The organism is Allobosea sp. TAB14, assembly GCF_052113865.1.
Taxonomy (GTDB): domain Bacteria; phylum Pseudomonadota; class Alphaproteobacteria; order Rhizobiales; family Beijerinckiaceae; genus Allobosea; species Allobosea spartocytisi.
Genome location: NZ_JBFRDQ010000122.1, coordinates 1 through 26,686, shown reverse-complemented (window position 1 = coordinate 26,686; position 26,686 = coordinate 1). Strand labels below are relative to the sequence as shown.

26 protein-coding genes and 1 riboswitch are annotated in these 26,686 nt (G+C 67.5%); of the genes, 16 read left to right on the top strand and 10 right to left on the bottom strand.

Features of this window, described 5'->3' with window-relative positions; all coding sequences use genetic code 11:
- A partial coding sequence (locus tag AB4Y99_RS18350; protein ID WP_441524321.1) for an MFS transporter occupies positions 1-847 on the bottom strand: 847 nt, incomplete at its 3' end.
- Between the two features lie 172 nt (positions 848-1,019).
- On the opposite strand from AB4Y99_RS18350, the gene AB4Y99_RS18345 reads away from it, so the two are divergent.
- Positions 1,020-1,703 (top strand): FadR/GntR family transcriptional regulator, encoded by a 684-nt coding sequence (locus AB4Y99_RS18345; RefSeq protein WP_038360976.1) that lies wholly within the window; start codon positions 1,020-1,022, stop codon positions 1,701-1,703.
- A gap of 54 nt (positions 1,704-1,757) precedes the next feature.
- Here AB4Y99_RS18345 and AB4Y99_RS18340 read toward each other — a convergent pair whose 3' ends face one another.
- On the bottom strand, positions 1,758-2,234 hold the full coding sequence (locus tag AB4Y99_RS18340) for a glycosyltransferase family A protein (RefSeq protein ID WP_162737898.1): 477 nt from the start codon (positions 2,232-2,234) through the stop codon (positions 1,758-1,760).
- 136 nt (positions 2,235-2,370) lie between these two features.
- Between AB4Y99_RS18340 and AB4Y99_RS18335 the strand changes: the two genes are divergently transcribed.
- The 4 genes from AB4Y99_RS18335 to AB4Y99_RS18320 all read left to right on the top strand — a co-directional run bounded on the left by AB4Y99_RS18335 (position 2,371) and on the right by AB4Y99_RS18320 (position 6,600).
- Positions 2,371-3,564 (top strand): PA0069 family radical SAM protein, encoded by a 1,194-nt coding sequence (locus AB4Y99_RS18335; protein ID WP_441524320.1) that lies wholly within the window; start codon positions 2,371-2,373, stop codon positions 3,562-3,564.
- Positions 3,565-3,759: 195 nt separating this feature from the next.
- On the top strand, positions 3,760-4,371 hold the full coding sequence (locus tag AB4Y99_RS18330; protein ID WP_191125830.1) for a ribonuclease HII: 612 nt from the start codon (positions 3,760-3,762) through the stop codon (positions 4,369-4,371).
- 326 nt (positions 4,372-4,697) lie between these two features.
- Positions 4,698-5,915 (top strand): site-specific DNA-methyltransferase, encoded by a 1,218-nt coding sequence (locus AB4Y99_RS18325; RefSeq protein ID WP_441524319.1) that lies wholly within the window; start codon positions 4,698-4,700, stop codon positions 5,913-5,915.
- A 55-nt stretch (positions 5,916-5,970) separates the two neighbouring features.
- Positions 5,971-6,600 carry a LysE family translocator gene (locus AB4Y99_RS18320; protein WP_441524318.1) on the top strand — a complete coding sequence of 210 codons (630 nt, stop codon included), beginning with the start codon at positions 5,971-5,973 and terminating at the stop codon, positions 6,598-6,600.
- Here AB4Y99_RS18320 and mutY read toward each other — a convergent pair.
- The gene (gene mutY / locus AB4Y99_RS18315; RefSeq protein WP_441524317.1) at positions 6,590-7,666 is read right to left on the bottom strand and encodes an A/G-specific adenine glycosylase; all 1,077 of its coding nucleotides are present in this window, start codon (positions 7,664-7,666) and stop codon (positions 6,590-6,592) included. The two genes, AB4Y99_RS18320 and mutY, sit on opposite strands and share 11 nt — an antisense overlap.
- A 332-nt stretch (positions 7,667-7,998) precedes the next feature.
- Here mutY and AB4Y99_RS18310 point away from each other — a divergent pair, with 332 nt between their 5' ends.
- From AB4Y99_RS18310 to AB4Y99_RS18270, 9 genes are all read left to right on the top strand, one after another.
- Complete coding sequence (locus AB4Y99_RS18310; RefSeq protein WP_038360966.1) at positions 7,999-8,496, top strand: DUF721 domain-containing protein; 498 nt, start codon at positions 7,999-8,001, stop codon at positions 8,494-8,496.
- 107 nt (positions 8,497-8,603) lie between these two features.
- Positions 8,604-9,239, top strand: coding sequence for a DsbA family protein (locus AB4Y99_RS18305; protein ID WP_038360963.1), 636 nt, complete (start codon positions 8,604-8,606; stop codon positions 9,237-9,239).
- A 207-nt stretch (positions 9,240-9,446) separates the two neighbouring features.
- Entirely contained in the window at positions 9,447-9,755 is a 309-nt protein-coding gene (locus tag AB4Y99_RS18300) for an AAA family ATPase (protein ID WP_441524316.1), read from the top strand.
- A complete protein-coding gene (locus AB4Y99_RS18295) occupies positions 9,730-12,495 on the top strand; it encodes a coiled-coil domain-containing protein (RefSeq protein ID WP_441524315.1) in 2,766 nt (921 codons plus the stop codon). The genes AB4Y99_RS18300 and AB4Y99_RS18295 overlap by 26 nt, the downstream gene beginning before the upstream one ends.
- 245 nt (positions 12,496-12,740) lie before the next feature.
- A complete protein-coding gene (locus tag AB4Y99_RS18290) occupies positions 12,741-13,091 on the top strand; it encodes an AtpZ/AtpI family protein (RefSeq protein ID WP_051987690.1) in 351 nt (116 codons plus the stop codon).
- A 43-nt stretch (positions 13,092-13,134) separates the two neighbouring features.
- Positions 13,135-13,905, top strand: coding sequence for a F0F1 ATP synthase subunit A (locus tag AB4Y99_RS18285; RefSeq protein WP_038360957.1), 771 nt, complete (start codon positions 13,135-13,137; stop codon positions 13,903-13,905).
- Positions 13,906-14,128: 223 nt separating this feature from the next.
- The gene (locus tag AB4Y99_RS18280; RefSeq protein ID WP_441524314.1) at positions 14,129-14,722 is read left to right on the top strand and encodes a F0F1 ATP synthase subunit B family protein; all 594 of its coding nucleotides are present in this window, start codon (positions 14,129-14,131) and stop codon (positions 14,720-14,722) included.
- Positions 14,723-14,733: 11 nt separating this feature from the next.
- Positions 14,734-15,210 carry a F0F1 ATP synthase subunit B family protein gene (locus AB4Y99_RS18275; RefSeq protein ID WP_038360948.1) on the top strand — a complete coding sequence of 159 codons (477 nt, stop codon included), beginning with the start codon at positions 14,734-14,736 and terminating at the stop codon, positions 15,208-15,210.
- A gap of 134 nt (positions 15,211-15,344) precedes the next feature.
- Positions 15,345-16,151, top strand: coding sequence for a dienelactone hydrolase family protein (locus tag AB4Y99_RS18270; RefSeq protein WP_441524313.1), 807 nt, complete (start codon positions 15,345-15,347; stop codon positions 16,149-16,151).
- 149 nt (positions 16,152-16,300) lie between these two features.
- Here AB4Y99_RS18270 and AB4Y99_RS18265 read toward each other — a convergent pair whose 3' ends face one another.
- The 7 genes from AB4Y99_RS18265 to AB4Y99_RS18235 form a co-directional block, all read right to left on the bottom strand.
- Positions 16,301-17,560 (bottom strand): L,D-transpeptidase family protein, encoded by a 1,260-nt coding sequence (locus tag AB4Y99_RS18265; protein WP_441524312.1) that lies wholly within the window; start codon positions 17,558-17,560, stop codon positions 16,301-16,303.
- A 125-nt stretch (positions 17,561-17,685) separates the two neighbouring features.
- Positions 17,686-19,260 (bottom strand): aminomethyl-transferring glycine dehydrogenase subunit GcvPB, encoded by a 1,575-nt coding sequence (gene gcvPB / locus AB4Y99_RS18260; protein WP_441524311.1) that lies wholly within the window; start codon positions 19,258-19,260, stop codon positions 17,686-17,688.
- Positions 19,260-20,600: an aminomethyl-transferring glycine dehydrogenase subunit GcvPA gene (gcvPA, locus tag AB4Y99_RS18255; protein WP_441524310.1), complete on the bottom strand. Its 1,341-nt coding sequence runs from the start codon at positions 20,598-20,600 to the stop codon at positions 19,260-19,262. The genes gcvPB and gcvPA overlap by 1 nt, the downstream gene beginning before the upstream one ends.
- 147 nt (positions 20,601-20,747) lie before the next feature.
- Positions 20,748-21,122, bottom strand: coding sequence for a glycine cleavage system protein GcvH (gcvH, locus tag AB4Y99_RS18250; RefSeq protein WP_038360938.1), 375 nt, complete (start codon positions 21,120-21,122; stop codon positions 20,748-20,750).
- A gap of 32 nt (positions 21,123-21,154) precedes the next feature.
- Positions 21,155-22,303 carry a glycine cleavage system aminomethyltransferase GcvT gene (gcvT, locus tag AB4Y99_RS18245; RefSeq protein WP_441524309.1) on the bottom strand — a complete coding sequence of 383 codons (1,149 nt, stop codon included), beginning with the start codon at positions 22,301-22,303 and terminating at the stop codon, positions 21,155-21,157.
- 160 nt (positions 22,304-22,463) lie between these two features.
- Positions 22,464-22,561, bottom strand: a riboswitch (glycine riboswitch).
- A 76-nt stretch (positions 22,562-22,637) separates the two neighbouring features.
- Positions 22,638-23,240, bottom strand: a complete 603-nt coding sequence (locus tag AB4Y99_RS18240; protein WP_051987687.1) for a hypothetical protein — start codon at positions 23,238-23,240, stop codon at positions 22,638-22,640.
- A complete protein-coding gene (locus AB4Y99_RS18235) occupies positions 23,237-23,746 on the bottom strand; it encodes an invasion associated locus B family protein (protein ID WP_038360932.1) in 510 nt (169 codons plus the stop codon). The genes AB4Y99_RS18240 and AB4Y99_RS18235 overlap by 4 nt, the downstream gene beginning before the upstream one ends.
- A gap of 352 nt (positions 23,747-24,098) precedes the next feature.
- Here AB4Y99_RS18235 and coxB point away from each other — a divergent pair, with 352 nt between their 5' ends.
- On the top strand, positions 24,099-24,980 hold the full coding sequence (gene coxB / locus AB4Y99_RS18230; protein WP_441524308.1) for a cytochrome c oxidase subunit II: 882 nt from the start codon (positions 24,099-24,101) through the stop codon (positions 24,978-24,980).
- A 20-nt stretch (positions 24,981-25,000) separates the two neighbouring features.
- Positions 25,001-26,638 (top strand): cytochrome c oxidase subunit I, encoded by a 1,638-nt coding sequence (ctaD, locus tag AB4Y99_RS18225; RefSeq protein WP_441524307.1) that lies wholly within the window; start codon positions 25,001-25,003, stop codon positions 26,636-26,638.
- Positions 26,639-26,686: the final 48 nt, after the last annotated feature.

Here is a 26,686-nt window from a genome sequence, read left to right as displayed (position 1 = left end):
CCGTCATGTTGCTCTGGCCCGATACCGACTTCACGATCAGCGGCAGGAACAGCGTGATGCCGATGGTGCCGAAGGCCTGCAGCAGCCAGAACAGCGCCAGCAGCCAGACCCTGCCGCTGGTGAAGGCCTGACGCCACCCGGCCGTATGCGACACCGGGGTGGCGGACTGCTCCTGCGCCAGCGTCTTTTCGAGCCAGTCCCGCTCGGCCGGCGCGAGCCAGGCCGCATCCGCGGGCCGGTCGGTCAGGACTTTGAGCGTGACGAAGGCCAGCAACACCGCCGGGATGCCTTCGATCAGGAAAAGCCAGCGCCAGCCCCCCATGCCGTGCCAGCCGTCGAGGCCGAGCAGCAACCCCGACAATGGCAGGYCGATCACCGAGGCGAGCGCCGCACCGATATAGAAGAACGACATGGCATTGGCGCGCTCGCGCGACGGGAACCAGCGCGCCAGGTAATAGATCACGCCGGGGGTGAAGCCGGCTTCCGCCGCACCGAGCAGCAGGCGCATGCCGTAGAGCTGGTTGGCGCTGGTGACGAAGGCCATGCCGGCGGCAATGACGCCCCAGCTCAGCATGATCCGGGCGATCCAGCGGCGCGCACCGACACGGGCCAGCACCATGTTGCTGGGAATTTCGAACAGGATGTAGGTCGCGAAGAAGATGCCGGCCGCCCGGCCATACATCTCGGCTGTGAGGCCGAGCTCGGCATTCATCTGAAGCGCCGCCACCGAAATGTTCGAACGGTCGATATAGGCGATCAGATAAAGCAGCATCAGGAACGGCAGCAGGCGCCAGCCGACCCGCCGCATCGTTTCCGCTCGATTCACAGTCCCTTCGACGGTGGCCATGGCCCAACTCCTCCCGAGTGTTGGTGACCGCGATCTTCTCGCCGCGGCCTTTCAAACATCTGATGTAAAACATATGATGTTTGACCGCAAGCATGCGGGACACGAAGCCCGCTTGCTTGTGACGCAGGACGGCGGCGGCTAAGAAGCCTCCGAACCGCATCGCTCGAGGCTCATGACCAACCGCAAGCCCGCCCGGACCAGCAGCGTGGTCGAAAGCCTCGGCATCGAGATCGTCGGCGGCAATCCGCCGCCGGGCGGTGCGCTGGCCGCCGAACCTGCCCTCGAAGCGCGCTTCCAGGTCAGCCGGGGCGTTGTGCGGGAAGCCGTCCGGATCCTGGCGGCAAAGGGGCTGGTCAGCGTGCGCCAGCGCCACGGCACGCATGTGCGCCCGCGCCATGAATGGAGCTGGCTCGACCGCGACCTGATCGGCTGGATCGCCGCCAGCGGAATCAGCCGCGCCGATCTCCTCGCCTTCGCCGAGGCGCGCCGCATCATCGAGCCGGAAGCGGCCGCGCTCGCAGCCACGCGCGCGACCAACGTGCAGCGCGACGCGATCAGCGCAGCCTATGCGGCCATGGTCCGCGACCGCCACGATCCCGCCCGCGCGATCTCAGCCGACAAGGCCTTTCACCTGGCGGTTCTGGACGCCACGCATAATCCCGTCCTGCAAAGCCTTCACGGTGCGATCGACGCGCTGCTCAGCGCGATCTTCGATTTCACCGTGACCGTGTTCGAGGGAAACCTCGACAATCACGGCGCCGTCGCCGCCGCCATCCAGCGCGAAGACGCCGATGCCGCGCGCCAGGCCATGCGCGCCTTGCTGAACTATACGGGCGACTATCTCGAACATCGCTGATGCGTTCGCGCTCCTGCGCTGCCGCCTTGCCGCGCCATTCGCCCCGACGGCCAGCTATCCGCTCACGCGCTCCCGCCCCGTCTGCAGCCGCCGCGGCGCATGGCCGAGCCGGCCGGCGAGCACCGCGCCCTTGGGCGCGATCAGGCCCGCACGCAGCCGCCGGCCGCCGAAGGAGATCGCGGCGCGCTCGCGCAAGGAGGCGGCGAAGCCGCGCAGCGGCAGCAGCGCCGGCGCATCGGGCGCGAGCAGGAGATGCCGCTCGACCGCCTGCGCCCAATTGAGCTGCGGCACGTCGCCGGCGTCGAGCAGCAGGAGCCAGTCGCCGCGCGCTTCCTTGGCGCCAAGATGCCAGCCTTCGGCGTTGCCCGCGCGCAGATAGCTCGCACCCGTCGCATCGGCGATGCGCGCGAGACCGTCCGCGCCGACGGTGTCGACAACGACGGCATGGCCAAGGAATCCCTCAGCCACCGCCGGGATCAGCACGGCGAAGGTCGCGGCGATGGCTTGCGCCGAGCCGGGCGCACGGATCACGGCTGTGAGCATCTGCAATGTGTATGGCGCAGCGCAACACGTCGCAATCCTGTCACTTGCCTTTTGTTCCTGTTATGTTCACATTCACGACCAATGATGGACGCCGATTCCCGGCGTTCGGCAGGATGGAACAGCCATGCCCCGGGCCAGACCGACTTCCCGGCCGATGCCGACGGCCCTGCCGCTGCGGCGGCAGGATAGCGAGCCGGTGTCAGCCTCCGTGCGAATCGCGCCTGTCGATCCGCTCGCCCATGTCGGCAGCAGCATCGATCCCGAGCGGCGGCGCGGGCGCGGCGCCACGATCAATCCGGGCGGACGCTACGAGGCCGAACAGCGCGTCGCGGAGGATGACGGCTGGGGCTCGCTCGGCGACTTGCCGGCGTTCAAGACCGAGATCGCCTATGAGAAGGCGCGCAGCATCATCACGCGCAACGATTCGCCGGACATCTCCTTCGACCGCTCGATCAATCCCTATCGCGGCTGCGAGCATGGCTGCGTCTACTGCTTCGCCCGGCCGACCCATGCCTATCTCGGCCTTTCGCCAGGGCTCGACTTCGAGAGCAAGCTGACGGCCAAGCTCGATGCGGCGCAATTGCTGGAGAAGGAGCTCTCCGCTCCCTCCTACCAGCCGCGCACCATCGCCATCGGCACCAATACCGACCCTTACCAGCCGATCGAGAAGAAGCTGCGCATCATGCGCCAGGTGCTGGAGGTGCTGGCCAAGTTCAACCATCCCGTCGGGATCGTCACCAAATCGGCGCTGGTGCAGCGCGACATCGACATCCTCGCGCCGATGGCGGCGAAGGGTCTCGTCAAGGTCGCGCTTTCGGTGACGACGCTCGATCCGAAGGTCGCGCGCGGGATGGAGCCGCGCGCCGCCTCGCCGCCGAAGCGGCTGGAGACGATCCGCAAGCTCTCGGAGGCCGGCATTCCGGTCACGGTGCTGGTGGCGCCGATCGTCCCGGCGATCAACGAGCACGAGATCGAGCGCATCCTCGATGCTGCCAAGGCCGCGGGTGCGCAGGAGGCCGGTTACGTGCTGCTCAGGCTGCCGCTGGAGGTGCGCGACATCGTGCAGGAATGGCTGCTCACCCATCACCCGGACAAGCTGCGCCATGTGATGTCGCTGATCCGCTCGACGCGGGGCGGCAAGGACTACGATTCGCAATGGGGCCAGCGCATGGTCGGCTCCGGCCCCTATGCCTGGATGATCGGCCGGCGCTTCGAGATGGCGGCCGAGCGCATCGGCTTCAACACGGCGCGCAGGCGGCTGCGTACGGATTTGTTCGTCAAGCCGGAGAAGGAGAAGGCGCAGTTGAGCTTGTTCTGACGCGCGAGCAGTGCCGGCCTACTGAATGAAGCCGTCCTTCCCGGGCGAAGCGAAGCGCCGACCCGAGAATCTCTCGCGCGAGAGGATTCCAGAGCCCCCTGCGGCGAGAGATGCTCGGGTTGCGCCCGAGCATGACGGAGGGCGTGCGCTCACGTCGCTCTGGCTCCGAATCGGACTCTGTTGCATAAGCCCGCCATGCCCGCAGACTTCACCCGCGAAACGCTTGCCATCGCCGACGGACGCTGGCCGCTGGCCGGCATCGACGAGGTCGGGCGCGGGCCGCTCGCCGGGCCGGTGGTGGCGGCTGCGGTGATTCTCGATCCCAAGCGCGTGCCGGCCGGGCTCGACGATTCGAAGAAGCTGCCGGCACCGCTGCGCGAGGAGCTCTTCGCGGAGATCATGGAGCGGGCGCTCGCGGTTTCCGTCGCCAGCGCCACCGCGGTCGAGATCGACGCCGTCAACATCCGGCAGGCGACGCTGCTCGCGATGCGCCGGGCCGTGGCGGCGCTGCCGCTGGCGCCGCTGCATGTCCTGGTCGACGGCAACGATCCGCCGGTGCTGGCCTGTTCCTGCGAAGCGATCATCCAGGGCGACGGGGCGGTGGCTTCCATCGCGGCCGCCTCGATCGTCGCCAAGGTGACGCGAGACCGGATGATGGCGCGGCTGTGCCGGCGCTATCCGGCCTATGGCTTCTCCGGACATGTCGGCTACGCGACGCCGCAGCACCGCAAGGCGATCGCCGAGCACGGCCCCTGCCCCGAACACCGCTATTCCTTCGCGCCCGTGAAGGGCGTCTGGTTCCGGTAGGGATCGCCAGGCGTCATCCTCAGGCGAAGCGCAGGCCCGAGAATCTCAGGCAAAAAAGGCGCCAGAACCTCCTTCGGCAAGAGATGCCCGGTTCAGGCCTGGGCATGACGTTGGCCGCAGGCCGCAAGCCCATCGAAGCCGCCACCCCCTGCCCCAACGGGAGGTCCGCAGGTTAACGTGCGTTTACGAATTTCTCTTTCTTGCCAATGGCCTAGGCAAAAACTGCAGCCCCAGAATGGGACGCATTTTTTTCAAACCGGAAACCCGGCCTTTACCCTGACTCGCCAGTATCGCCCTCGTTGAAGTTGCGTAACGGTCTTGGCGTCATGGGTATCTCGCGTACCGGGACCGCCAGCGCTCCCGTCCGGATTCAGGTTTCGCGTACCGGACGGCCAGCGCTGGGGGCTCGGATGAAGGCCAAGGGCCTTCACGATCATAACCTCCTCGAACAGGGCGGCATTCCTGCGGCATTGCCGCTGGATCAGGTCATCGTCGGCGACTGCGTCGCGGCGATGAATGYCCTGCCGCCGGGGAGCGTCGATCTCGTCTTCGCCGATCCGCCCTATAATCTCCAGCTCGGCGGCGATCTGCGCCGGCCCGACGACAGCCTCGTCGACGCCGTCGACGACGACTGGGACAAGTTCGCCTCCTTCGCCGAATACGACGCCTTCACGAAAGCCTGGCTCGCGGCGGCGCGGCGGGTGCTGAAGCCCGATGGCGCGCTCTGGGTCATCGGCAGCTATCACAACATCTTCCGCGTCGGCGCGATCCTGCAGGATCTCGGCTTCTGGATGCTGAACGACATCGTCTGGCGCAAGGCCAACCCGATGCCGAATTTCCGCGGCCGGCGCTTCACCAATGCGCATGAGACGCTGATCTGGGCGGCGCGCGGCGAGCAATCGAAATACACCTTCCACTATGAGGCGCTGAAGGGCGGCAATGACGACCTTCAGATGCGCTCGGACTGGTATCTGCCGCTCTGCACCGGCGATGAGCGCCTGAAGGGCGCCGACGGCGCCAAGGTGCATCCGACGCAGAAGCCCGAGGCGCTGCTTGCCCGCGTGCTGCTCTCGGCCTCCAATCCCGGCGACGTGATCCTCGACCCCTTCTTCGGCACCGGCACGACCGGCGCCGTCGCCAAGGCGCTGGGCCGCCATTTCATCGGGCTCGAGCGCGAAGCCGTCTATGCGAAGGCTGCGCGCGAGCGGATCGCGGCGGTGAAGCCGCTGCCGCCTGAAGCCTTCGCCACCGCGCCGTCGAAGCGCAGCGAGCCGCGCGTGCCCTTCCTCAGCCTGGTCGAGGCCGGGCTGGTCAAGGCGGGCGAGACCGTCATCGACGACAAACGCCGCCACAGCGCCGTCATCCGCGCCGACGGCACGCTGTCGGTCGGCCCCGCCATCGGCTCGATCCACAAGGTCGGCGCGCTGGTGCAGGGCCTGCCGAGCTGCAATGGCTGGACCTTCTGGCATGTCGAGCGCGAGGGCAAGCTGATGCTGCTCGACATGCTGCGCGGCGAGATCAGGGCGCAGATGGCGGCGGCCTGAGCCGATCGCCGGCACGGTTCATGCTTATCCCTGCCCTACCGGCAGGAGACCGCTCATGGCCCCCGTCACACTCGACCTCGCCACTCTCGCGGCCTTCGCCGCGGCGTTCTTCGTCTTCGCGGCAAGCCCGGGCCCCGACAACATGACGATCGTGGCGCGCACGCTCTCGCATGGAGCGGCTTCGGGCATCGCCTATGGTCTGGGCACCGTGGCCGGAATCCTGATCTTCCTGATCCTCGCCGCCTTCGGCCTGTCGCTGCTGGCTGCCGAGATGGGCACCGCGATGACGGTCCTTCGCYATGTCGGAGCGGCCTATCTCGTTGTGATGGGAATCATGCTCTGGCGCGCCGATCCGGTCCTGCCGGGTTCCGGCGGGGAGACGGAGCGGCGCGGGCTCGTGCCGGTCTTCCTGACGGGGGTCGCGCTCAATCTCGGCAACCCCAAGATGCCGCTGTTCTATCTGGCACTGTTGCCGCATGTGGTCGGCCCGCAACTGACGCTCTCGCAGGTGGCGGTGCTGGCCGGCGTCATCCTGCTGGTCGAGGCGGTGGTGATCGGTGGACATGTCCTGCTCGCCGGCCGGGCGCGGCGCTGGCTGCGCACGCCGGCCGCCGTGAAAAGGATGAACCGCGCCGCAGGCGGCGTGATGATCGGCACCGGCGCCGTGGTGGCGGTCACGCGCTGAGGCCGGCGGGCTTCACGCCTGCGGCGGCCAGCACCTTAACCATCACGCCCGACAGAGGCTCTTCGGCGAGCCGGCCCAGCGGCGTGAAGCGCATGCCCGCAGGCGCCGGGGTCTTCGCCGGCACGGCCCCGGTGAAGACCGTCAGCTCCAGCGGAAAATGCGTGAAGACGTGCCGGACGGGCTGCGGCACTTCCGTCCAGCGCAGCGGCAGCGGGGCGTCCTGCGCGGCCCCGTCGAGCTCATAATCGGCACGCCATTCGCTCGTCGGCACTTCGGCCATGCCGCCGAGCAGGCCCTTGGCCGGGCGCGTGCGCAGCAGAAGGGCGCCATCGGCGCGGGTCAGCACGAAGGCAGCGCCATAGCGCGTCTGCCCCGCCTTCTTCTTCGCCTTGTGCGGAAAACTCTCCTGCGTGCCTTCGATCCGCGCCCGGCAGGGCTCGCGCCAGGGGCAGAGGCCGCAGGCCGGATTGCGCGGGGTGCAGATGGTGGCGCCGAGATCCATCAGGGCCTGCGCGAAATCGCCGGGCCGGCCGGCCGGCAACAGCGCCAGCACCTTTTCGCGGATCAATGGCCGCGCGCCCGGCAATTCGTCCGCGATGGCGAAAAGCCGGGTCATCACCCGTTCGACATTGCCGTCCACGGCCGCCGCCGGCCGGTCGAAGGCGATCGCCGCGACAGCGCCGGCCGTATAGGCGCCGATGCCGGGCAGCGCGCGCAAGCTCTCCTCCGTGTCCGGGAAACGGCCGGCGTGATTCTCCATCACCGCCTTCGCGCAGGCATGGAGATTGCGGGCGCGGGAATAATAGCCGAGCCCCGCCCAGGCCTGCATGACCTCTTCCGAGGGCGCCCGAGCCAGTGCCTGCACGGTCGGAAACCGCGCCATGAAGCGCTCGTAATAGGGCTTCACCGCCGTAACCGTCGTCTGTTGCAGCATGATCTCGGAGGCCCAGACGCGGTAGGGATCGGGCCGCTCGCCCGCCTCCGCGCGCCAGGGCAAGGCGCGGCGATGCCGGTCGTACCAGGCGAGCAGATCGGCGGCGCGGGGCATCGGAACGGAGGCGTCCATCCAGCCGGTTTAGCGCGTGGCGGCGAGGCTGCGAAGAGGCGTGCGACGGCACTGTCACATCAACAATTGCCTGCTGTGGACAGCAGGCGAGATCGCCCGCAGTGATGCGGAATTGGCTTCGAAGAAGCGAAATGCCTCAGCCATGCTAATTTCGTTGTCTTGGAACTTGGATAGCGTCTCCGCTGCACGCTGTGTGAAAGCTTGCCACGTGTCGGTTTCAGTTATCATGCCGCGAGGATAGTGTCGGCGTCGGGGACTGCAACGGGCCGAAAGCAGCAACTCCACCTCCCCACCGCCTTGTCACGCCCCCAGCCCCACGCGCAGAATAAGCCATGGCCGCCAAATCCCTCGCAGAGCTGATCGACGACTGCATCGCGCCCGCGCTCGCCGCGCAGGGTTTCGCGGGGCGGGCCATCGTCTCGCTCTGGCCGGAGATCGTCGGCGAGCGGCTGAGCCAGCGCACGCGGCCGCTCAAGATCGACTGGCCCAAGCGGCGCCCGGCGCCGGGCGAGGCGACGGAGCCGGCGACGATGGTCGTGCGTGTCGAGAGCGCCTTCGCGCTGGAGATGCAGCAGCTCGGCCCGCTGGTGGTCGAGCGCGTCAACACCCATCTCGGATGGCGCGCGGTCGGCAAGCTCGTGCTGAAGCAGGGCCCGGTGGCGCCGTTGCACGTCCCCGCCCGGCCGGCGCCGCCACTCGACCCCGCAGCCGCCGCGCGGATCGACGATCAGGTCGCGTCGGTCGCGGATGAGGGCTTGCGCGATGCGCTGGCCCGGCTCGGCCGCGCGGTGTCGCAGAAAGCACGGCAGGGCGATCCCGATCACAAATGACACGGCTTCGTGAGCATGAGGCCGCAGGCGCCGATGGGCTCTTGCCACAATGCACCGGCCTCTATAGCTCCCGATTTCGATCTTTGACCCTTCGAGGACCCCTCACGATGACCAACAGGCGACAGCTCCTGACCGGCGCAGCCGGGATCGCCGCCGCCGCGCTCGCGGGCGCCGAATTCACGGGCATCACCGCCGCCCGTGCCCAGACCAAGCTGCCGGATGCCGGCCCGCTCGGCGATGTCTGGCTCGGCCCGGCGGACGCCAAGGTCACCGTTATCGAATATGCGTCGATGACCTGCTCGCACTGCGCCCATTTCCACGAGACGACCTGGCCGGAGCTGAAGAAGAAGTACATCGACACCGGCAAGATCCGCTTCACACTGCGCGAATTCCCGCTCGACCCGCTCGCGACGGCCGGCTTCATGCTCGCCCGCTGCAACGGCAACGACAAATTCTACCCGATGACCGACCTGCTGTTCTCGCAGCAGAAGAACTGGGCCTTCGTCGACAAGCCGGTCGATGCGCTTTCGGCGCTGGTGAAACAGGCCGGATTCTCGCAGGAATCCTTTGAAGCCTGCTTGAAAAGGCAGGACATCTATGACGCCATTACCACGGTGAAGGATGGCGGCGCCAAGGCGGGCGTGGACGCCACCCCGACCTTCTTCGTCAACGGGCAGAAACTCTCCGGTGCAGTCTCGATCGCCGAGTTCGACAAGGTGCTGGAGCCGCTGCTCGCGAAGTGAGCGGGGCGGCCGCGTATCCTTCTCCCCTCGGGGGAGAAGGTGGCAGCGCGAAGCGCTGACCGATGAGGGTAGCCCAGCGCTGACAACCCTCATCCGTCTGCTTCGCAGACACCTTCTCCCCGCGCATGTCGGATGTTTCCGACATGCGCTTAAAAGCTCCAATCTCGGGCAAGCCCGGGATTGGTGGGAGAAGGAAGAGGCGCGCCGATGCATCTGACGCGCCTCAAGCTCACCGGCTTCAAGACCTTCGTCGAGCCGACGGAATTCCAGATCGAGCCGGGGCTGACCGGCATCGTCGGGCCCAATGGCTGCGGCAAATCCAATCTCGTCGAAGCCCTGCGCTGGGTGATGGGCGAAAGCTCGTTCAAGAACATGCGCGGCTCGGGGATGGACGACGTCATCTTCGGCGGCTCGAACGAGCGCCCGGCCCGCAACATGGCCGAGGTCGCGCTCACCCTCGACAATAGCGACCGCAAGGCGCGCCGAGGCCATGCTGGCGCTAATCGCTCTGCATGATGGCCGCGTGCAGGAGGCGCAAGCCGAGCACGTTCTGGAAGAAGCCGTGCGCGCCGTCGCGGAGCAGACCGGCATCCAGGCCGAGGCCGCGAAAAGGCAGGCCATCGCCGCCCATGAGATGCCGGCGCTGCGCGAAGGCGAAGCAGCGGCCGCCGCGGCTCTCGTCCGGCTGAAGCGCGGGCTCGACGAGCTCGAGGCCGAGAATCGCCGGGCGAAGCAACGGGCGGAAGAACTCGGCAAGCGGCTGGCCGAATTGCAGACCGATCTGGCGCGGCAGGAGAGCATCGGCCACGACGCTACCGAGAGCCTCGCCCGGCTCGCCGAGGAGGACGCCGCGCTCGTTCGGGAAAGCGAAGGCTCCGGCGGCAGCACCGAAGCCGCCACGGCCGCGCAGGAAGAGGCCGAAGCGGCGCTGGCCGCCGCCGAGGCCGAGCAGACCGCGGCTCAGGCCGCGCTCTCCGAACTCGCCGCCCGCCGCGGCGCCCTGGAACGCGCGCTGCGCGAAGCCCGCGAGCGCGAGGCGCGGGCCTCGGCGGAACGCGACAGGCTCCAGCGCGACCAGGCCTCGATCGAAGCCGCCAGCACCGGCGCGCCGCTCGACGGCTTGCGCGAGGCTCTCGCTGCCGGCGAGGCGGCGATGCGGGCGGCGGATGCGCAGGCCATCGCCGCACGCACGGCGCTCGCCGCGGCACGCGAGCGGGAGAATCAGTCGCGCGGGCCGCTGGCCGAAGCCGACCGCAAGGCGCAACGGCTCGAAACCGAGATCGGGACGCTGCGCAAGCTGCTGGCCCCCGCCACAGACGGCCGCTGGCCCGCCATCATCGAGGCGATCAGGGTCGCCAAGGGTTTCGAGGTCGCGCTGGGCGCGGCGCTCGGCGACGATCTCGACGCCGCCTCCGACACGGCCGCGCCAGCGCATTGGCGCGAGACCGGCCCCGGCGCAGGCGACCCGGCGCTGCCCGATGGCGCGGAGGCGCTGGCACGCCATGTGAAGGGGCCGGCCGCGCTCGGCCGTCGCCTCGCCCAGATCGGCGTGGTCGCGCGGGCGGATGGCGAGCGTCTGCGCGCGCTGCTCGCGCCTGGACAGATCCTCGTCTCGCGCGAAGGCGATGTCTGGCGCTGGGACGGCTTCACCAGCGCCGCCGAGGCGCCCTCCCCCGCCGCGCGGCGGCTGGCCGAAAAGAACCGGCTCGACGACCTCCAGCGCGAGGCCATCGCCGCCCGCGAGGCGGCCGAAGTCGCGCGCGGGGCGCTGGAAGCGGTCATCGCGGAAACGCGCGCCGCCGCGCAGGCCGAGACCGCAGCGATCGAGGCGACACGGCAGGCGCGGCGCCTGCTGGATCAGAGCCGCGAGCAACTCGCCGGCGCCGAACGCAAGGCGGCGGAGATGGCGGCACGGCTCTCGGGCCTGACGGAGGCGATCAGCCGGCTCGGCCAGAGCGCGGCGGAGGCCGGCGCGCAGGCGAGCGAGCAGGAGAAGGCCCTGGCCGCGCTGCCCGTTTCGGTGGAGCTCGAAAACAGCCTGCTCAAGGCGCGCGCCACGCTGGGCGAAAGACGGGCCGCCGCCTCCGACGCCCGCGCACGGCTCCAGACCCTGGCGCGCGAGGCGGAACTGCGGACGCGCCGCCGCGCCGCCATCGCCGCCGATATCGAAGCCTGGCGCAAGCGCGCCGGCGCCAGCAGCCAGAGCGCCGGGGAGAGCCGGCAGCGCATCGCGACGGCCACCGCCGAGCGGCAGGCGCTCCTCGAAGCTCCCGACACCTTCCTGACCGAGCGCAGGCGCCTCGTCGCCGAGATCGAGCAGGCGGAGGCGGCGCGGCGCGAGAGCGCCGACAGGCTGGCCAATGGCGAGGCGGCGCTGGCGGATGCTGACCGACAGGCGCGCATCGCGCTGGAGGGATTGTCCGGCGCCCGCGAGCGGAGAGCCTCGGCCGAGGCCCGGCGCGACGCCGCGCGCCAGCGCGTCGCCGATATCGCGCGCCAGATCGAGGACGGGTTGGAGACCGGGCTCGACGGGCTGCAGGCCATCGCGGGGCACAAGGCCGGCGACCCGCTGCCCGAGACGGAGGCGGTCGAACGGCGTCTCACGAATCTCAAGGCAGAGCGCGAGCGGCTCGGCGCCGTCAATCTGCGGGCCGAGGACGAGCTCACCGAGGTGAAGGGCAAGCGCGAGGGGCTTTCATCCGAACGCGACGACCTGACCGAGGCGATCCGGCGGTTGCGGCAGGCGATCGGCGCGCTCAACCGCGAAGGCCGCGAGCGCCTGACCGCCGCCTTCGAGATCGTCAACGGCCATTTCCAGCAGCTTTTCGGCGTGCTGTTCGGCGGCGGCGAGGCGGAGCTCAAGCTGGTGGATTCGGATGATCCGCTCGAAGCCGGGCTCGAGATCTTCGCCCGGCCGCCCGGCAAGAAGCCGCAGGTGATGACGCTGCTCTCGGGCGGCGAGCAGGCGCTGACGGCGACGGCGCTGATCTTCGCCGTCTTCCTGACCAACCCCTCGCCGATCTGCGTGCTCGACGAGGTCGACGCCCCGCTCGACGACGCCAATGTCGAGCGCTACTGCGACCTGCTCACCGAAATGGCGCGGAACACGCAGACGCGCTTCATCCTGATCACCCATAATCCGATCACCATGGCGCGGATGGAACGGCTCTTCGGCGTCACCATGGCCGAGCGCGGCGTGAGCCAGATGGTTTCGGTCGATCTGGCGACGGCCGAGCACATCCGCGAGGCCGGCTGAAGCGCGCCTGGAGCCGCTGAAAAAATGCCACAATCGCCGCCGCAATGCGGCGAGAATGTCGCACTTAGCCCGAATTTATAGATATTCCAATGCGTTAGCTATTATCCACCTGCCTTGACAGCGCGGGGGGCTGCCAATAAAGGAGGCCGTGCTGACGACGGCTCGATGCGCGGGTTTGGACAGGGTTATACTGGTTTTTCGCCGGATCGTGGCGATTTCACGATCAAGACGGGAGACCCGGGACCATGACCGAACCTGACCCCAACGCCTCAGACTCGGAGTTGCGCGCAAGACTGGGTTCCCTGAAGTCCGCGATCAAGCGGGCGGAGGAGAACGAAAAGCCGGGCGCGGGTCCGGCTGGAGAGGACAAGGCCCTTGCGGGCGCGATGTCCTCCGGCTTTCGCGCCGCGACGGATCTCGCAGGCGGCATCATCGCAGGCGCCCTGATCGGGTACCTCGGCGACCGGTGGCTTGGAACGTCTCCGTTCCTGCTGATCGCCTTCCTGGTGATCGGAACCATCGCGGGCTTCAGATCCGTCTATCGGCTCGGTTCGCGCCCGACCTCCGTGTCGAAGAGCGATCCGAAGAGAGATTGACCGAAGGGGCGGCCCATAAAGCCGCACGACGAGGGACGAGATCATGGCGGCTGGCGGCGGAATCGATCCGATCCACCAATTCCACATCAACCCGATCGTGGAGCTGAAGCCGTTCGGCCTCAACCTGTCCTTCACCAACACCTCGCTGTGGATGGTGATCGTGACCGCGGTCGTCTCGGCAATCATGATCTATGGCTCGAGCCAGCGTTCGGTCGTTCCCGGCCGGCTGCAGTCGCTCGCCGAGATGATGTACGAATTCGTCGCCTCCACCCTCACTGGGGTGATGAACAAGGACGGCATGAAGTTCTTCCCCTTCGTGTTCTCGCTGTTCATGTTCGTGCTGGCGTCCAACCTGCTCGGCCTGCTTCCCGGCTCCTTCACCGTCACCAGCCAGATCATCGTCACCGCGGCCCTGGCCGTGCTCGTGATGAGCGTCGTGCTGATCTACGGCATCGCCAAGCATGGCACCCATTTCTTCGGCCTGTTCGTGCCGTCGGGCGTGCCCGGCTGGCTCCTGCCCTTCGTGGTGCTGATCGAGGTCGTCTCCTTCGTGTCGCGCCCGGTTTCGCTCTCGCTCCGCCTGTTCGGCAACATGCTCGCCGGCCACATCGCGCTCAAGGTCTTCGGCGGCTTCGTCGTCGCGCTGACCACCGGTGCCGCCGCCGGCTTGTTCACATACGCCATCGCGCCGCTGCCGCTGCTGCTGGCGGTCGCGCTGACGGCGCTCGAAGTCCTCGTCGCGGTTCTGCAGGCCTATGTCTTCGCGATCCTGACCTGCGTCTATCTCAACGACGCGCTGCATCCCGGCCACTGAGGCCCTGCAAGCGCCGTTAAGAGTTCAACCAGCCCTTTAGCCTTCCCACTGGTCTGGGCATCTTCGCGTTCGTCGTCGCGCTCGTCCTGCTCTTCGTGGTCTGACGTTTTCGTCGACCGCACGACACAAGTCGCGCGCGCTGGCCGCTTTCGGCCGCGGGCGCGACCTTCTTCCTATCCTTTGCGCTGAAAGGCACCCCATGCCGGTTCGATCTTCAGGGTTCGTGCGACAAGGATGGCCGCTGGCTGTCGCCTCGTTCGCCACTCTGCTGGCTGGCGCGGCGCAGGCTGCCGAGCAAAAACACGGCGAGAGCGGCGAGGGAGCATCCTTTCCGCCTTTCGACCCGGCCCATTTCGCCAGCAACCTGTTCTGGCTCGCCATCACCTTCGCCGCGCTCTACTGGCTGATGTCGAAGGTCGCGCTGCCGCGCATCGGCGAGATTCTCGAGGAGCGCGCCAACACGATCGGCCGCGACCTCGACCAGGCGGCCGAGATGCAGGCCAAGGCCGAGGACATGGCGCAGGCCTATGAGAAGGCCCTCGCCGAGGCGCGCAAGAACGCCCAGGGCATCGCCCAGACGGCGCGCGACACCGGTGCCAAGGCGAGCGACGCCCAGCGTCATGCGACCGAGGCCGAGCTTGCCGCCAAGCTGGCCCAGGCCGAGGCGACCATCGCCAAGACCAAGACCGAAGCGATGGGCAATGTGCGCAGCCTCGGCAGCGATGTCGCGATCGCGATCGTCACCAAGCTGACGGGCCAGGCCCCGACCGCCTCCGAGGCTTCGGAAGCGGTCGACCAGGCGCTGTCGCGCGGCTGAGGAGAGTTTTGATGGATACTTTCTGGGTTGGCGTCGCGCTCGTCATCTTCCTTGCGATCCTGGTCAAGTTCGGCGTGCCGAAGATGATCGTGAAGGGCCTCGACGCCCGCGGCGAAAAGGTCGCCCATGAGCTGGCGGAGGCTCGCCGCCTGCGCGTGGAGGCCGAGAAGCTGCTTGGCGAATACGACGCCAAGCGCAAGGCCGCCGAGGCCGAGGCCGCCGAGATCATCTCCTCCGCCACCGAGGAGGCCAAGCGCCTCGCGGCCGAGGCCGAAGCCAAGCTCGCGGACTTCGTCGCCCGCCGGACCAAGACGGCCGAGGAGAAAATCGCCCAGGCCGAGAGCCAGGCCGAGGCCGAGGTTCGCGCCGCGGCTGCCGAAGCCGCCAGCAAGGCCGCCGAGACCATCTTGCGCGGCCAGATGGCCGGCAAGGCTGGCGAGGCCGCCTTCGCCGCAGGGCTCACCGAGGTCAAGGCCAAGCTCAACTGAGCCCTGGCCGGATCGTTCGAACATTCGACGCCGCGCTCTTCGGAGCGCGGCGTTTTTCTTTGCCCGGCTTCCGCCGAGATCGTGCTCTGGGATAGCTTGGCGATGGCGGTGCCCCGGATCGGAGGACAGACGCGGTGATCGGCAACCTTCTTCGCTCGCTCCGGCTCGCACCGCTCCTTCTCGCTGCCACGCTCGGTGGAGCCCGCGCCTTCGAAAAGGTGAGCTTTCCGTCACGTGACGCGCTGGATCTCATCGGCTGGCTGGCGCGTCCGGAGGGGGCCGGCCCCTTCCCTGTCGTGATCGGCCTGCATGGCTGCGCGGGGCTCTACACGCGTTCGGGCGAGGTCGGCGCGCGCGAGACGGACTGGTCGCAGCGGCTGACGCAGGCCGGCTACGCCGTACTGTTGGTCGACAGCTTCGGTCCGCGCGGCATCAAGGCGCTCTGCACCGAGCGTGAACGATCGCTGACGCCCGCTGGCCGCGCCCGCGACGCCTTCGCCGCGGTCGACTGGCTAAACAGGCAGAGCTTCGCCGCTAGCCAGCGCATCAGCCTGATCGGCTGGTCGAATGGCGGCTCCACGGCGCTACGCGTTGCAGACAGCCCCGAGGCCAAACGCCTGCGCCACGTCATCGCCTTCTATCCCGGCTGCCGCGTGATGCTGAAGCGTGACTGGCGCGCCCGGACGGACACGGCGATCTTCCAGGGACTGGCCGATGACTGGACGCCAGCTGCACCTTGCGAGGAGCTCGCGCAGCGCGGCGGAGCGCGCTTCGTCGGCTTTCCCGGCGCCTATCACGATTTCGACCATCCGGGCCTGCCCTTGCGCGAGCGCAAGGCGGCTTACTCACAGCGGCCCGACGGCATGGTCACGATCGGCAGCGACCCGAAAGCGCGCGCTGAGGCGATCGACGCCGTGATGGCGATCCTGAAGACGCCCTAGATTCTTCCAATATTCGAGCCCTCATCCTGAAGAGCAGCCATAGGCTGCGTCCCGAAGGATGCTCCAGGAGGCTCTGGAGATGGCTGGATCATCCTTCGAGACGCCGCTGACGCGGCTCCTCAGGATGAGGGCTTGAGATCGAGAACGCCTCAGTTGCTGGCAGTCGCCTGCACCGCCGGCGGATTGCCCGAGGCRGTCTTCGGCGCAGCAGCCGGCCTCACTGGGGGAACCGCGGCGGTGGCTTTCGGCTTGGGCTTGCGCGGCTGGATCGTCGAGGTGACGATGCCCTGCGGTGTATCAAGGCCGTAGATGTCGTCGCGGAACTGGACCTGTCCGTCGGCGCCCTGCCACCCGGTGAGATAGACCCACGCCACCGGCACCGCCTTCTTCAGCGGGATGTTCTTGCGCTCGCCCTTGGCGATCTCATCCTCGATCGCCTGTCGGCTCCATTCGGAGCCTTCGAGCAGCCAGGCGGCAAGGTCGCGCACGCCCTCGATGCGGGCGCAGCCCGAGGAGTTGAAGCGCACATCGTTGCGGAACAGCGTCTTCTTCGGCGTGTCGTGCATGTAGACCGCMTCGSTRTTSGGCATGTCGATCTTGAGCTGGCCCAGCGAATTGGTCGGGCCGGGCTCCTGCCGGACGTAGAAATACGGATTGGTCAGGGTCGCCCATTTGACGCTCGCCGGATCGATCTCCTTGTTCTCGGCTCCGAGCAGTTTCATGTTCGACTTGGCGATGAAGCTCGGATCCTTGCGCATATGGGGGATGATGTCGGCCTTCACGATCGACATCGGCACGGTCCAATAGGGGTTCAGATTGACCGAGGTGATGTTGGCCTGGATCACCGGAGAGGGCCGGTCCGGCCGCCCGACGATGGCGAGATGGCGCTCCTTCACCTCGCCGTTCTCCACCGCCTCGACGCTGGCGCCGGGGATGTTCACSACGACATAGCGGCTGGCGAAGTTGAAGCCGTTGCCCTTGAGCCGCTCGAGCGTGGCGGTGAGCTGGTTGAGGCGCATCTCGACCGGCGTGTTCATCGCCTTGAGGGTGAGGCGGCCGACCGTGCCGAGATCCGAGAGACCGTGGCGACGCTGGAAGCGCTTCACCGCCTCGACGACGGCCGCATCATAAACGTCGCCCGGCAAGGCCTCGGCCGAAAGGTCGCCGCCCGCGAYGAGACGCTGCTTCAGCGCGACGACGTCCGGCCCCCGCGAATCGGGCTTGAGGGATGCAGCGCCTGCCGGCACCTTCGGCCAGCCGCCACGCGCGGCGACGTCCTCATGSGYGATCAGCGCYTCMAGCGTGCGGTCATAGGTGTTGGGGCCRTAGCTCGCCTCGTTGGCGCGCGCGGGTAGCGCCGCGAGGGCGGCAACAGCCGCCGTAGCGAGGATGGCGTTACGCAGGAACATCGAACTACCCCCGAGCCACACAAGGCGGCACGGAGGCGATCATTCCCCGACATGGTCAAGGAATGCTTAAGAATCGGCGGGCGCCCTTCACCATGCTGACGGATATCGTCAGGGCGGGCCGCCCCTTACTCCGCCGCGGCCTTGACCGGAGCCGGCTCCGTCCATTTCAGCACTGGCGAACGGGCGGCGCGGGTCTCGTCGAGGCGGCGGATCGGGGCGTGATGCGGGGCGCTGGTGAAGCGCTCCTTGTCGTTGCCCTTGGCCGCGATGGCGAGGTCGCGCAGCGTCGCGATGAAGAGGTCGAGCGCCGCCTTCGATTCCGATTCGGTCGGCTCGATCAGCATGGCGCCATGGACGACGAGCGGGAAATACACCGTCATCGGGTGGTAGCCCTCGTCGATCATCGCCTTGGCGAAATCGAGCGTCGAGACGCCGGTGCCCTTGAGCCATTCGTCGTCGAACAGCACCTCGTGCATCGAGGGGTGGTCCGGGAAGGGCAGCGACATCAGGTCGCTCAAGCCCGCACGGATGTAGTTCGCGTTCAGCACCGCATCCTCGGAAGCCTGGCGCATGCCGTCCGAGCCGTGGCTGAGCATGTAGGCGAGCGCGCGGACATACATGCCCATCTGGCCGTGGAAGGCGGTCATGCGGCCGAAGGGATGGTTGCCCGCCGGCGCTTCGGCGCGCGACTCGATCAGATGCGGCTTGCCGTTCTCGACATGGATGAAAGGCACCGGCGCGAAGGGCGCCAGACGCTCGGAGAGCACGACCGGGCCGGCACCGGGACCACCGCCGCCATGGGGCGTCGAGAAGGTCTTGTGCAGATTGATGTGCATGGCGTCGACGCCGAGATCGCCCGGACGGGCCTTGCCGACGATCGCGTTGAAATTGGCGCCGTCGCAGTAGAAATAGGCGCCGGCCTCATGCATTGCCGCGGCGATCTCGACGATCTGGGGCTCGAAGATGCCGCAGGTGTTCGGGTTGGTCAGCATGATCGCGGCGATGTCCGGCCCGAGCAGGGCCTTGACGTCCTCGACCGCGACAGTGCCGTCCGGACGGGCCGGAACCGCCTTCACCGAGAAGCCGATCAGGGCCGCCGTCGCCGGGTTGGTGCCGTGGGCCGATTCGGGGACGAGCACGACATTGCGGGTCGCGCCCTCGCCCTTCGCCGCGATGGCGGCCTTGATCGCCATCATGCCGCAAGCCTCGCCATGAGCACCGGCCTTCGGAGAGAGGGCGACGGCCGGCATGCCGGTCAGCGTCATCAGGTAGCGGGCGAGCTCAAGCATCAGGTCGAGCGCGCCGGGCACGGTCGAGATCGGCTGCAGGGGGTGCACGTCGGAGAAGCCCGGAAGCCGCGCCACCTTCTCGTTGAGGCGGGCATTGTGCTTCATCGTGCAGGAACCAAGCGGGAAGAGCCCGGTGTCGATGCCGTAGTTTTTCTGGCTGAGGCGCACATAGTGGCGCATCGTCTCGGGCTCGGAGAGGCCGGGCAGGCCGATCTCGCCCTGGCGGGCGTGCATGCCCAGCCGCGACTTGAACGGCGCCGGCTTGTCGATGTCGACACCGGTCGTCTCGCGATGGCCGATCTCGAAGATCAGCGGCTCGATCTGCTGGAGAGCCTTGTTGCCGGTGAAGGTGAGGTGCTCTTCATGCGAGGCCTCGCCGGCCTGGGTGGGACGTCCCTGACGGTTCAACATCACAGCACCTCCACGAGCGCCGCCACGAGGGCCGCCCGGTCTTCATCGGTATTCACCTCGGTCGAGGCGATGATCAGCAGGTCGTCGAGCCCAGCCTTGGGCAGGAGCCGCGAGACGGGGACGCCGGCCAGGATGCCCCTGGCGGCGAGCACCTCGACGACCTCGGCGGCCGGCTTCTTCAGCTTCACGGTGAACTCGTTGAAGAAGCTGTCGTTGAGCACCTTCACGCCTTCGACGCCCGCGAGCGCGTTGGCGAGCTTCACGGCATTGGCGTGGTTCACCTCGGCAAGGCGCGCGAGGCCGGTCTGGCCGAGCAGCGTCATGTGGATGGTGAAGGCCAGCACGCAGAGGCCGGAATTGGTGCAGATGTTCGAGGTCGCCTTGTCGCGGCGGATATGCTGCTCGCGGGTCGAGAGCGTCAGCACGAAGCCACGCTGGCCGGTCGAATCGACCGTCTCGCCGCAGAGCCGGCCCGGCATCTGGCGGATATATTTCGACTTGGCGGCGAAGAGGCCGACATAGGGGCCGCCGAAATTCAGCGCGTTGCCGATCGACTGGCCCTCGCCAACGACGATGTCGGCATCCTGCGCGCCCGGCGGCACGACGGCGCCGAGCGAGACGACCTCGGTGAAGACCGCGATCAGCAGGGCGCCATGGGCATGGGCCTTCTCGGCGATCGGCTTGAGGTCGCGCAGGTTGCCGAAGACGTCCGGGGACTGGACGACGACGCAGGAGGTGCTGTCGTCGATCTGGGAGAGGATGTCCTCGCTGGCCGAGACGTCGGGCTTCAGGACCACGACCTCGTCATTGGCCATCTCGGAGAGCGTCTCGACGACCGCGGTGTAGTGCGGGTGCAGGCCGCCGGAGAGCACCGCCTTGCGGCGCTTGGTGACGCGATGCGCCATCAGCACGGCCTCACCGGTGCCGGTCGAGCCATCATACATCGAGGCGTTGGCGACCTCCATGCCGGTCAGCGCGGCGACCTGGGTCTGGAACTCGAAGAGATATTGCAGCGTGCCCTGCGCGATCTCGGGCTGGTAGGGCGTGTAGCTGGTCAGGAATTCCGAGCGCTGGATCAGGTGATCCACCGTCGCCGGGACATGGTGCTTGTAGGCGCCGGCGCCGACGAAGAAGGGAACGGCCGAGGCGGCGGTGTTCTTGCCGGCCATCTTGCCGAGGATGCGCTCGACCTCGAGCTCGCCCTTGGCGCGGGGCAGGTCGACCGGGGCCTTCAGCAGCTTGCCGGCCGGCACGTCGCTGAACAGSGCGTCGATRTCGGRRACGCCGATSCGYGCGAGCATGTCCTCGCGGTCGGTATCGGTGAGCGGGAGATAGCGCATGGGGTGCGTCCGTATCTTTTCGATTCAAAGCGCGCCGTCATTCCGGCCAGAGCGGAGAGCCGGAATCCATCTTAGAGCGCTGTGCCCCACGATGGATTCCGGGTCTGCGCCGCTACGCGGCTTGCCCGGAATGACGGCGGAGCGACATCAGAGCGTCTTCACGTAATTCTGGTACTCGTCCTCGCTCATCAGCGCGTCGAGCTCGGCTGCGTCCGTGAGCTTGATCTTGAGGAACCAGCCCTTGCCGGCCGGGTCCTCGTTGACGGTGCCCGGCGCGGCCTCGAGCTCGCCATTGACCTCGACGACCTCGCCGGAAACCGGGGCGTAGACTTCCGAAGCGGCCTTGACGCTCTCGACCACCGCGGCCTCGCCGCCCTTGCTCAGCGCCTTGCCGACCGTCGGCAGCTCGACGAAGACGACGTCGCCGAGCTGGGACTGGGCGTAGTCGGAGATGCCGACCGTGCCGGTGTCACCCTCGATGCGGATATATTCATGGTCCTTGGTGTAGCGGGTCTCGGCCATGGTTTCCTCCTGGCGAAAATCGGGAAATCGGATCAGCGCTTGTAACCGTTGGGGACGAAGGGCGTCGGCGCCACGACAGCCGGCAGCGGCTTGCCACGCACGATGAGGTTGAGCTTGGTGCCCGGCGCGGAATGGGCCTTGGCGACATAGCCCATGGCGAGCGGGCCGTTCAGCGTCGGGCCGAAGCCGCCCGAGGTCACAGTGCCGATCACCTCGCCCTCAGGCGTCGCGATCTCCGTGCCTTCGCGGGCCGGGGCGCGACCTTCCGGCAGCAAGCCGACGCGGATGCGGGACGTGCCCTCGGCCAGTTCGCGCTGGATGCGCGCGGCGCCGGGGAAGCCGCCCTCCTCGCGGCGGCGCTTCTGGATCGACCAGTTGAGCGCGGCCTCGATCGGCGAGGTCGTGGTGTCGATGTCGTGGCCGTAGAGGCACAAGCCCGCTTCGAGCCGCAGCGAATCGCGGGCACCGAGGCCGATCGGCTTGACGTTGGCATCGAGCAGCAGCGTGTCCCAGATCTCGCCGATCTTCGCCGCTGCGGCAGAAATCTCGTAGCCGTCCTCGCCGGTATAGCCGGAGCGGCTGACATTGGCCTTGATGCCGGCGACCTTCATGGTGCGCGAGGTCATGAAGCCCATCTCGGCGGCTTCCGGCGCGATAGCCGCGAGCGCGGCTTCGGCGCCCGGCCCCTGCAGCGCAATCAGGCCGCGATGCTCGGCCTTGATGAGCTTCACGTTGGCCGGCAGGCGCGCCTCGATATGGGCGTAGTCGGCATCCTTGCAGGCGGCGTTGACGACGAGATAGAGCGCGCCGTCCTCATCGGGGTCGATCGAGCGCGTGATCATCAGGTCGTCGAGGATGCCGCCCTCCTCGTTCAGAAGCTGCGAGTAGCGCTGCTTGCCGGGGGCGAGATTGACGATATCGGCGGGAATCAGCGCTTCCAGCGCCTTGGCCGTGGTCTCGTGATCGGGGCCGATCAGGAAGCACTGGCCCATATGCGAGACGTCGAAGAGCCCGGCCTTGTCGCGCGTCCAGTTGTGCTCGGTCAGGATGCCCGTCGGATACTGCACCGGCATGTCATAGCCGGCGAAGGGCACCATGCGGGCGCCGAGCGCGACATGGCGCGCATGAAGCGGGGTCTTGAGCACCACGGCATCCGTGGCATCGGCGGCTTCGGCAGCCATGGCGGCCCCTTCCAGAGTCGAGCGCAAGCCCCGGACGGAACTGTCCGGAACGCGCCCCCTCTGTCTCGGAACCTGAGAGATTTCCCCGCCCCGGCCAACTCAGCCGGACAGGTTACACCCGTCGGTGGGCGGAATCGCTTCCGCCACTTTCCAGAGCGCCAACTCCCCAGCGGTCCTTTTGCCTGAGCGTTTCCGGGGCGGTTGCGCCTTCGGCGCCGGCCCTGACGGATCAGGCCCGGTCTCTCCCGCGGGGATATGCGGCTTCGGGCACAGATACAGAAGGCGCCGGCCCAGTCAATCCGGGCGGCGCCTTCTTTCACGGCAATGCCTGCCGTTATCGACGGCGATGGCGGGCCGGTGTCGCCGCGCCGCCCTGCCCCAGGCCGACGATGATCTCGACGTCGCTCTTGCCGGGCGGCACGGTGATGCCCTCCTCGACATGGGTGAAGTCGACGCCGCCCTGCCCTGACGGGATCGTCCCGCCGACGCGCGCGCCGCGACGTGCGACGACATCGGTGCCGCGCGTCACCGTCGTGGTCAGCGTGGCGCCGTAGTTGCCGGCACCGCCAGCCGGGCCGAGCAGGATGCGGCCCTCGACGCCGACCTTGAGGCGGAAGCCGCCATTGCCGGTCGGCGTGCATTCGCGCGCGACGTTGGTGATCGAGATCTGGTAGCGCAGGCCGCTCGAATCCTGCCCGGCCTGGGCCCGGATCGCGGCGCCGCCATCGGCGACGATGACCTCCGGACAGACGACCGTCATGTCGTCCTCGTCCTTCGGCAGCTGGTCCGCCGGCGGCGGGGTGGCGGACTGGAACATCAGCATGTTGAGCGCCGTGCTGCCGGCGGAGGATGATGAGGGCGAGCCGCAGCCGGCAAGGCCCAGGCAGAGCAGCGGCAGAGCGAGCCAGCGGCTCCGGTCAAGGGTTCGATCGATCACGGCAAAGCCTCCACGCCAGGGCCGAAGCCGTTGAGCGAAACGGGCACGCCCACCCCCTCCTCCGGCGTCTGGAATACGATGAATGTCGCGCTCTTGCCGCTCTTGAGCTGGCCGAGCAGCGTATCGTCCATGACGACCTCGGCGACGCAGCCGGTGGTCAGGCAGCGGACGAAGCCGGCGCGGCCGATATCCTTGTCGTCGATCTTGAGGCCGAGGCCCGAAGGCAGCAGCACGCCGAGCGGGGCGACGACGCGCAGGAGCCGGCTCTTCTGGTCGGCCGTCTTCAGCACGATGACGAGGAGCGTGAGATTCGGGCGATCCTCGGCGGCGACGTTCTGGACGAGCGCGCATTGCTCGGCCTTGGCGCCGGGCGGCACCTCGCAGCGCATCTGCCAGTCGCCATGTGTCGAGCGCACCGTACCCTGCGCATAAGCGGGACCGGCGGCGAGGCCGGCCGCCATGAGCGCCAGCACCAGCGCACCAAGCGCCCCCAGGATCCTCTTCATCCCTGCCATCCTTCCAAATCGCATCTTGCGACACAAACCACAGCAGGAACGCAGGATTCGGGCGAAAGCCCGGCCGCGCCACGAAATCCCACCGCCATCAACATRAAACGCGTTCGGACCATGCAGGCCCGGTCCTGTCAAGGCGGACCGCGCCCCGATGCCGCACTTCAAACCCCACCTCGCGTGCTTATGCCGCACGACATGAGGCGCAGCCGGCATTGTCCCTCTGGCGCAAGCGTGATCTTTGATTTATCGCAATCCCGAAGAGCAGGGCGACCTCACGGTCGCCCCTTCGTGCATGGACCCGAGCTCCGGCTCCCATGCAGGTCGATTGAGGAGCTATGTCGGACCGATGCGATTTCTGAGCAGGACCCTTGCAACCGCCGCGCTCGCGGCCCTTGCAGCCATCGCGCTGGCGACCGTCCCGGCTTTCGCCGGCACCGGCATGCCCACTCCCTGGCAGATGAATCTGCAGGGCGCGGCGACCCCCGTCTCGGATTACATCCACTGGTTCCACGACTGGCTGAACATCATCATCTTCGTGGTCACGCTCTTCGTGCTCGCGCTGCTGGTCTATGTGATCTTCCGCTTCAACGAGAAGGCCAACCCGGTCCCCTCCAAGACCACGCATAACGCCTTGCTCGAAGTGGCCTGGACGGTGATCCCGGTCCTGATCCTGGTCGTGATCGCCATCCCCTCCTTCCGCCTGCTCAAGCTGCAGCTCGAGGTGCCGAAGGCCGACATGACCATCAAGGTCACCGGCAAGCAGTGGTACTGGTCCTATGAATACGCGCAGGACAACGCCGCCGCCTTCGGCTTCGATTCGCTGATGCTCGACGAGAAGCAGCGCGCCGAGGCGATCGCCTCCAAGAAGATCGCCGCCGACGAGGCGCCCCGCCTGCTCGCCGTCGACAACGAGGCGGTCGTCCCGGTCGGCAAGATCGTCCGCGTCCAGGTCACCGGCGCCGACGTCATCCACAAATTCACGGTGCCGTCCTTCGGCATCAAGATCGATGCCATCCCCGGCCRCCTGAACGAGACCTGGTTCATGGCCGAGCGCGAGGGCATCTATTACGGCCAGTGCTCGTTCATCTGCGGCCAGAACCACTCCTACATGCCGATCGCCTTCCGCGTCGTCAGCCAGGAGCGCTATGCCGCCTGGCTGACGGAGGCGAAGCAGAAATTCGCCAATGCCGAAGATGCGGGCCGCAAGCTCGCCGCGGCCTCGAAGTAATTCGCCGAGGAGACTAGACCATGGCAACCGCGGCACCGCACGCTCACGACCACGGACACGACGCAGCCCATGACCACCCGACCGGGTGGCGGCGCTGGCTTCTGTCCACCAACCACAAGGACATCGGGACCCTCTACCTGATCTTCTCGATCATTGCGGGCTTGGTCGGCGGCTTCCTGTCGATCATGATGCGCATCGAGCTCATGTATCCGGGCCTGCAGATCTTCTCGAGCGGCCAGACCTACAACGTTTTCGTCACCGGCCACGGCCTGATCATGATCTTCTTCATGGTCATGCCCGCCGTCATCGGCGGCTTCGGCAACTGGTTCGTGCCGCTGATGATCGGCGCGCCGGACATGGCCTTCCCACGCATGAACAACATCTCGTTCTGGCTGACGGTCGCCGGCTTCGTGCTGCTCGTCATCTCGCTCTTCGTGCCCGGCGCGCCCGGCGCCAACGGCGTCGGCACGGGCTGGACGATCTATCCGCCGTTCTCGACGGCGGGCCATCCCGGGCCGTCGGTCGATTTCGGCATCCTGTCGCTGCACCTGGCGGGCGCGGCCTCGATCCTGGGCGCGATCAACTTCATCACCACGATCCTGAACATGCGCGCGCCCGGCATGACCATGCACAAGATGCCGCTGTTCGCCTGGGGCGTGCTGGTCACCGCCTTCCTGCTGCTGCTGGCGCTGCCGGTGCTCGCCGGCGCGATCACCATGCTGCTGACCGACCGCAACTTCGGCACCACCTTCTATGACCCGGCCGGCGGCGGCGACCCGATCCTGTACCAGCACCTGTTCTGGTTCTTCGGTCACCCCGAAGTCTACATCATGATCCTGCCGGCCTTCGGCATCGTCAGCCACATCATCTCGACCTTCTCGAAGAAGCCGATCTTCGGCTATCTCGGCATGGCCTACGCGATGGTCGCGATCGGCGTCGTCGGCTTCATCGTGTGGGCGCACCACATGTACACCGCCGGCCTTTCGCTCAACACGCAGCGCTATTTCGTGTTCGCGACGATGGTCATCGCGGTGCCGACCGGCATCAAGATCTTTTCCTGGATCGCGACGATGTGGGGTGGCTCGATCCGCTTCACCGCGCCGATGGTCTGGGCGATCGGCTTCATCTTCCTGTTCACCGTCGGCGGCGTCACCGGCGTGGTGCTGGCCAATGCCGGCGTCGATCGCTCGCTGCATGCGACCTATTACGTCGTGGCCCACTTCCACTACGTGCTGTCGCTCGGCGCCGTGTTCGGCATCTTCGCGGGCTTCTACTACTGGTTCCCGAAGATGAGCGGCTACATCATGCCGGACTGGATCGGCCGCCTGCACTTCTGGATCGCCTTCATCGGCGCGAACCTGCTGTTCTTCCCGCAGCACTTCCTCGGGCTCGCCGGCATGCCGCGTCATTATGTGGACTATCCGGACGCCTTCGCTGGCTGGCATTTCTGGTCGTCGATCGGCTCCTACATCTTCGCTGCCGGCCTGCTCATCTTCTTCTACGGCGTCATCGTCGCCTTCTCGAAGAAGCAGCTCGCCGGGGACAATCCGTGGGGCGAAGGCGCGACGACGCTGGAGTGGACGCTGTCCTCGCCGCCGCCCTTCCACCAGTTCGAGACGCTGCCGCGCATCGTCAGCTCGGACCACTGGGATCGATAGTTCGTCCACCGGGCGATTTTTCGCATGTCGAAGCATCCGCCCCAAACC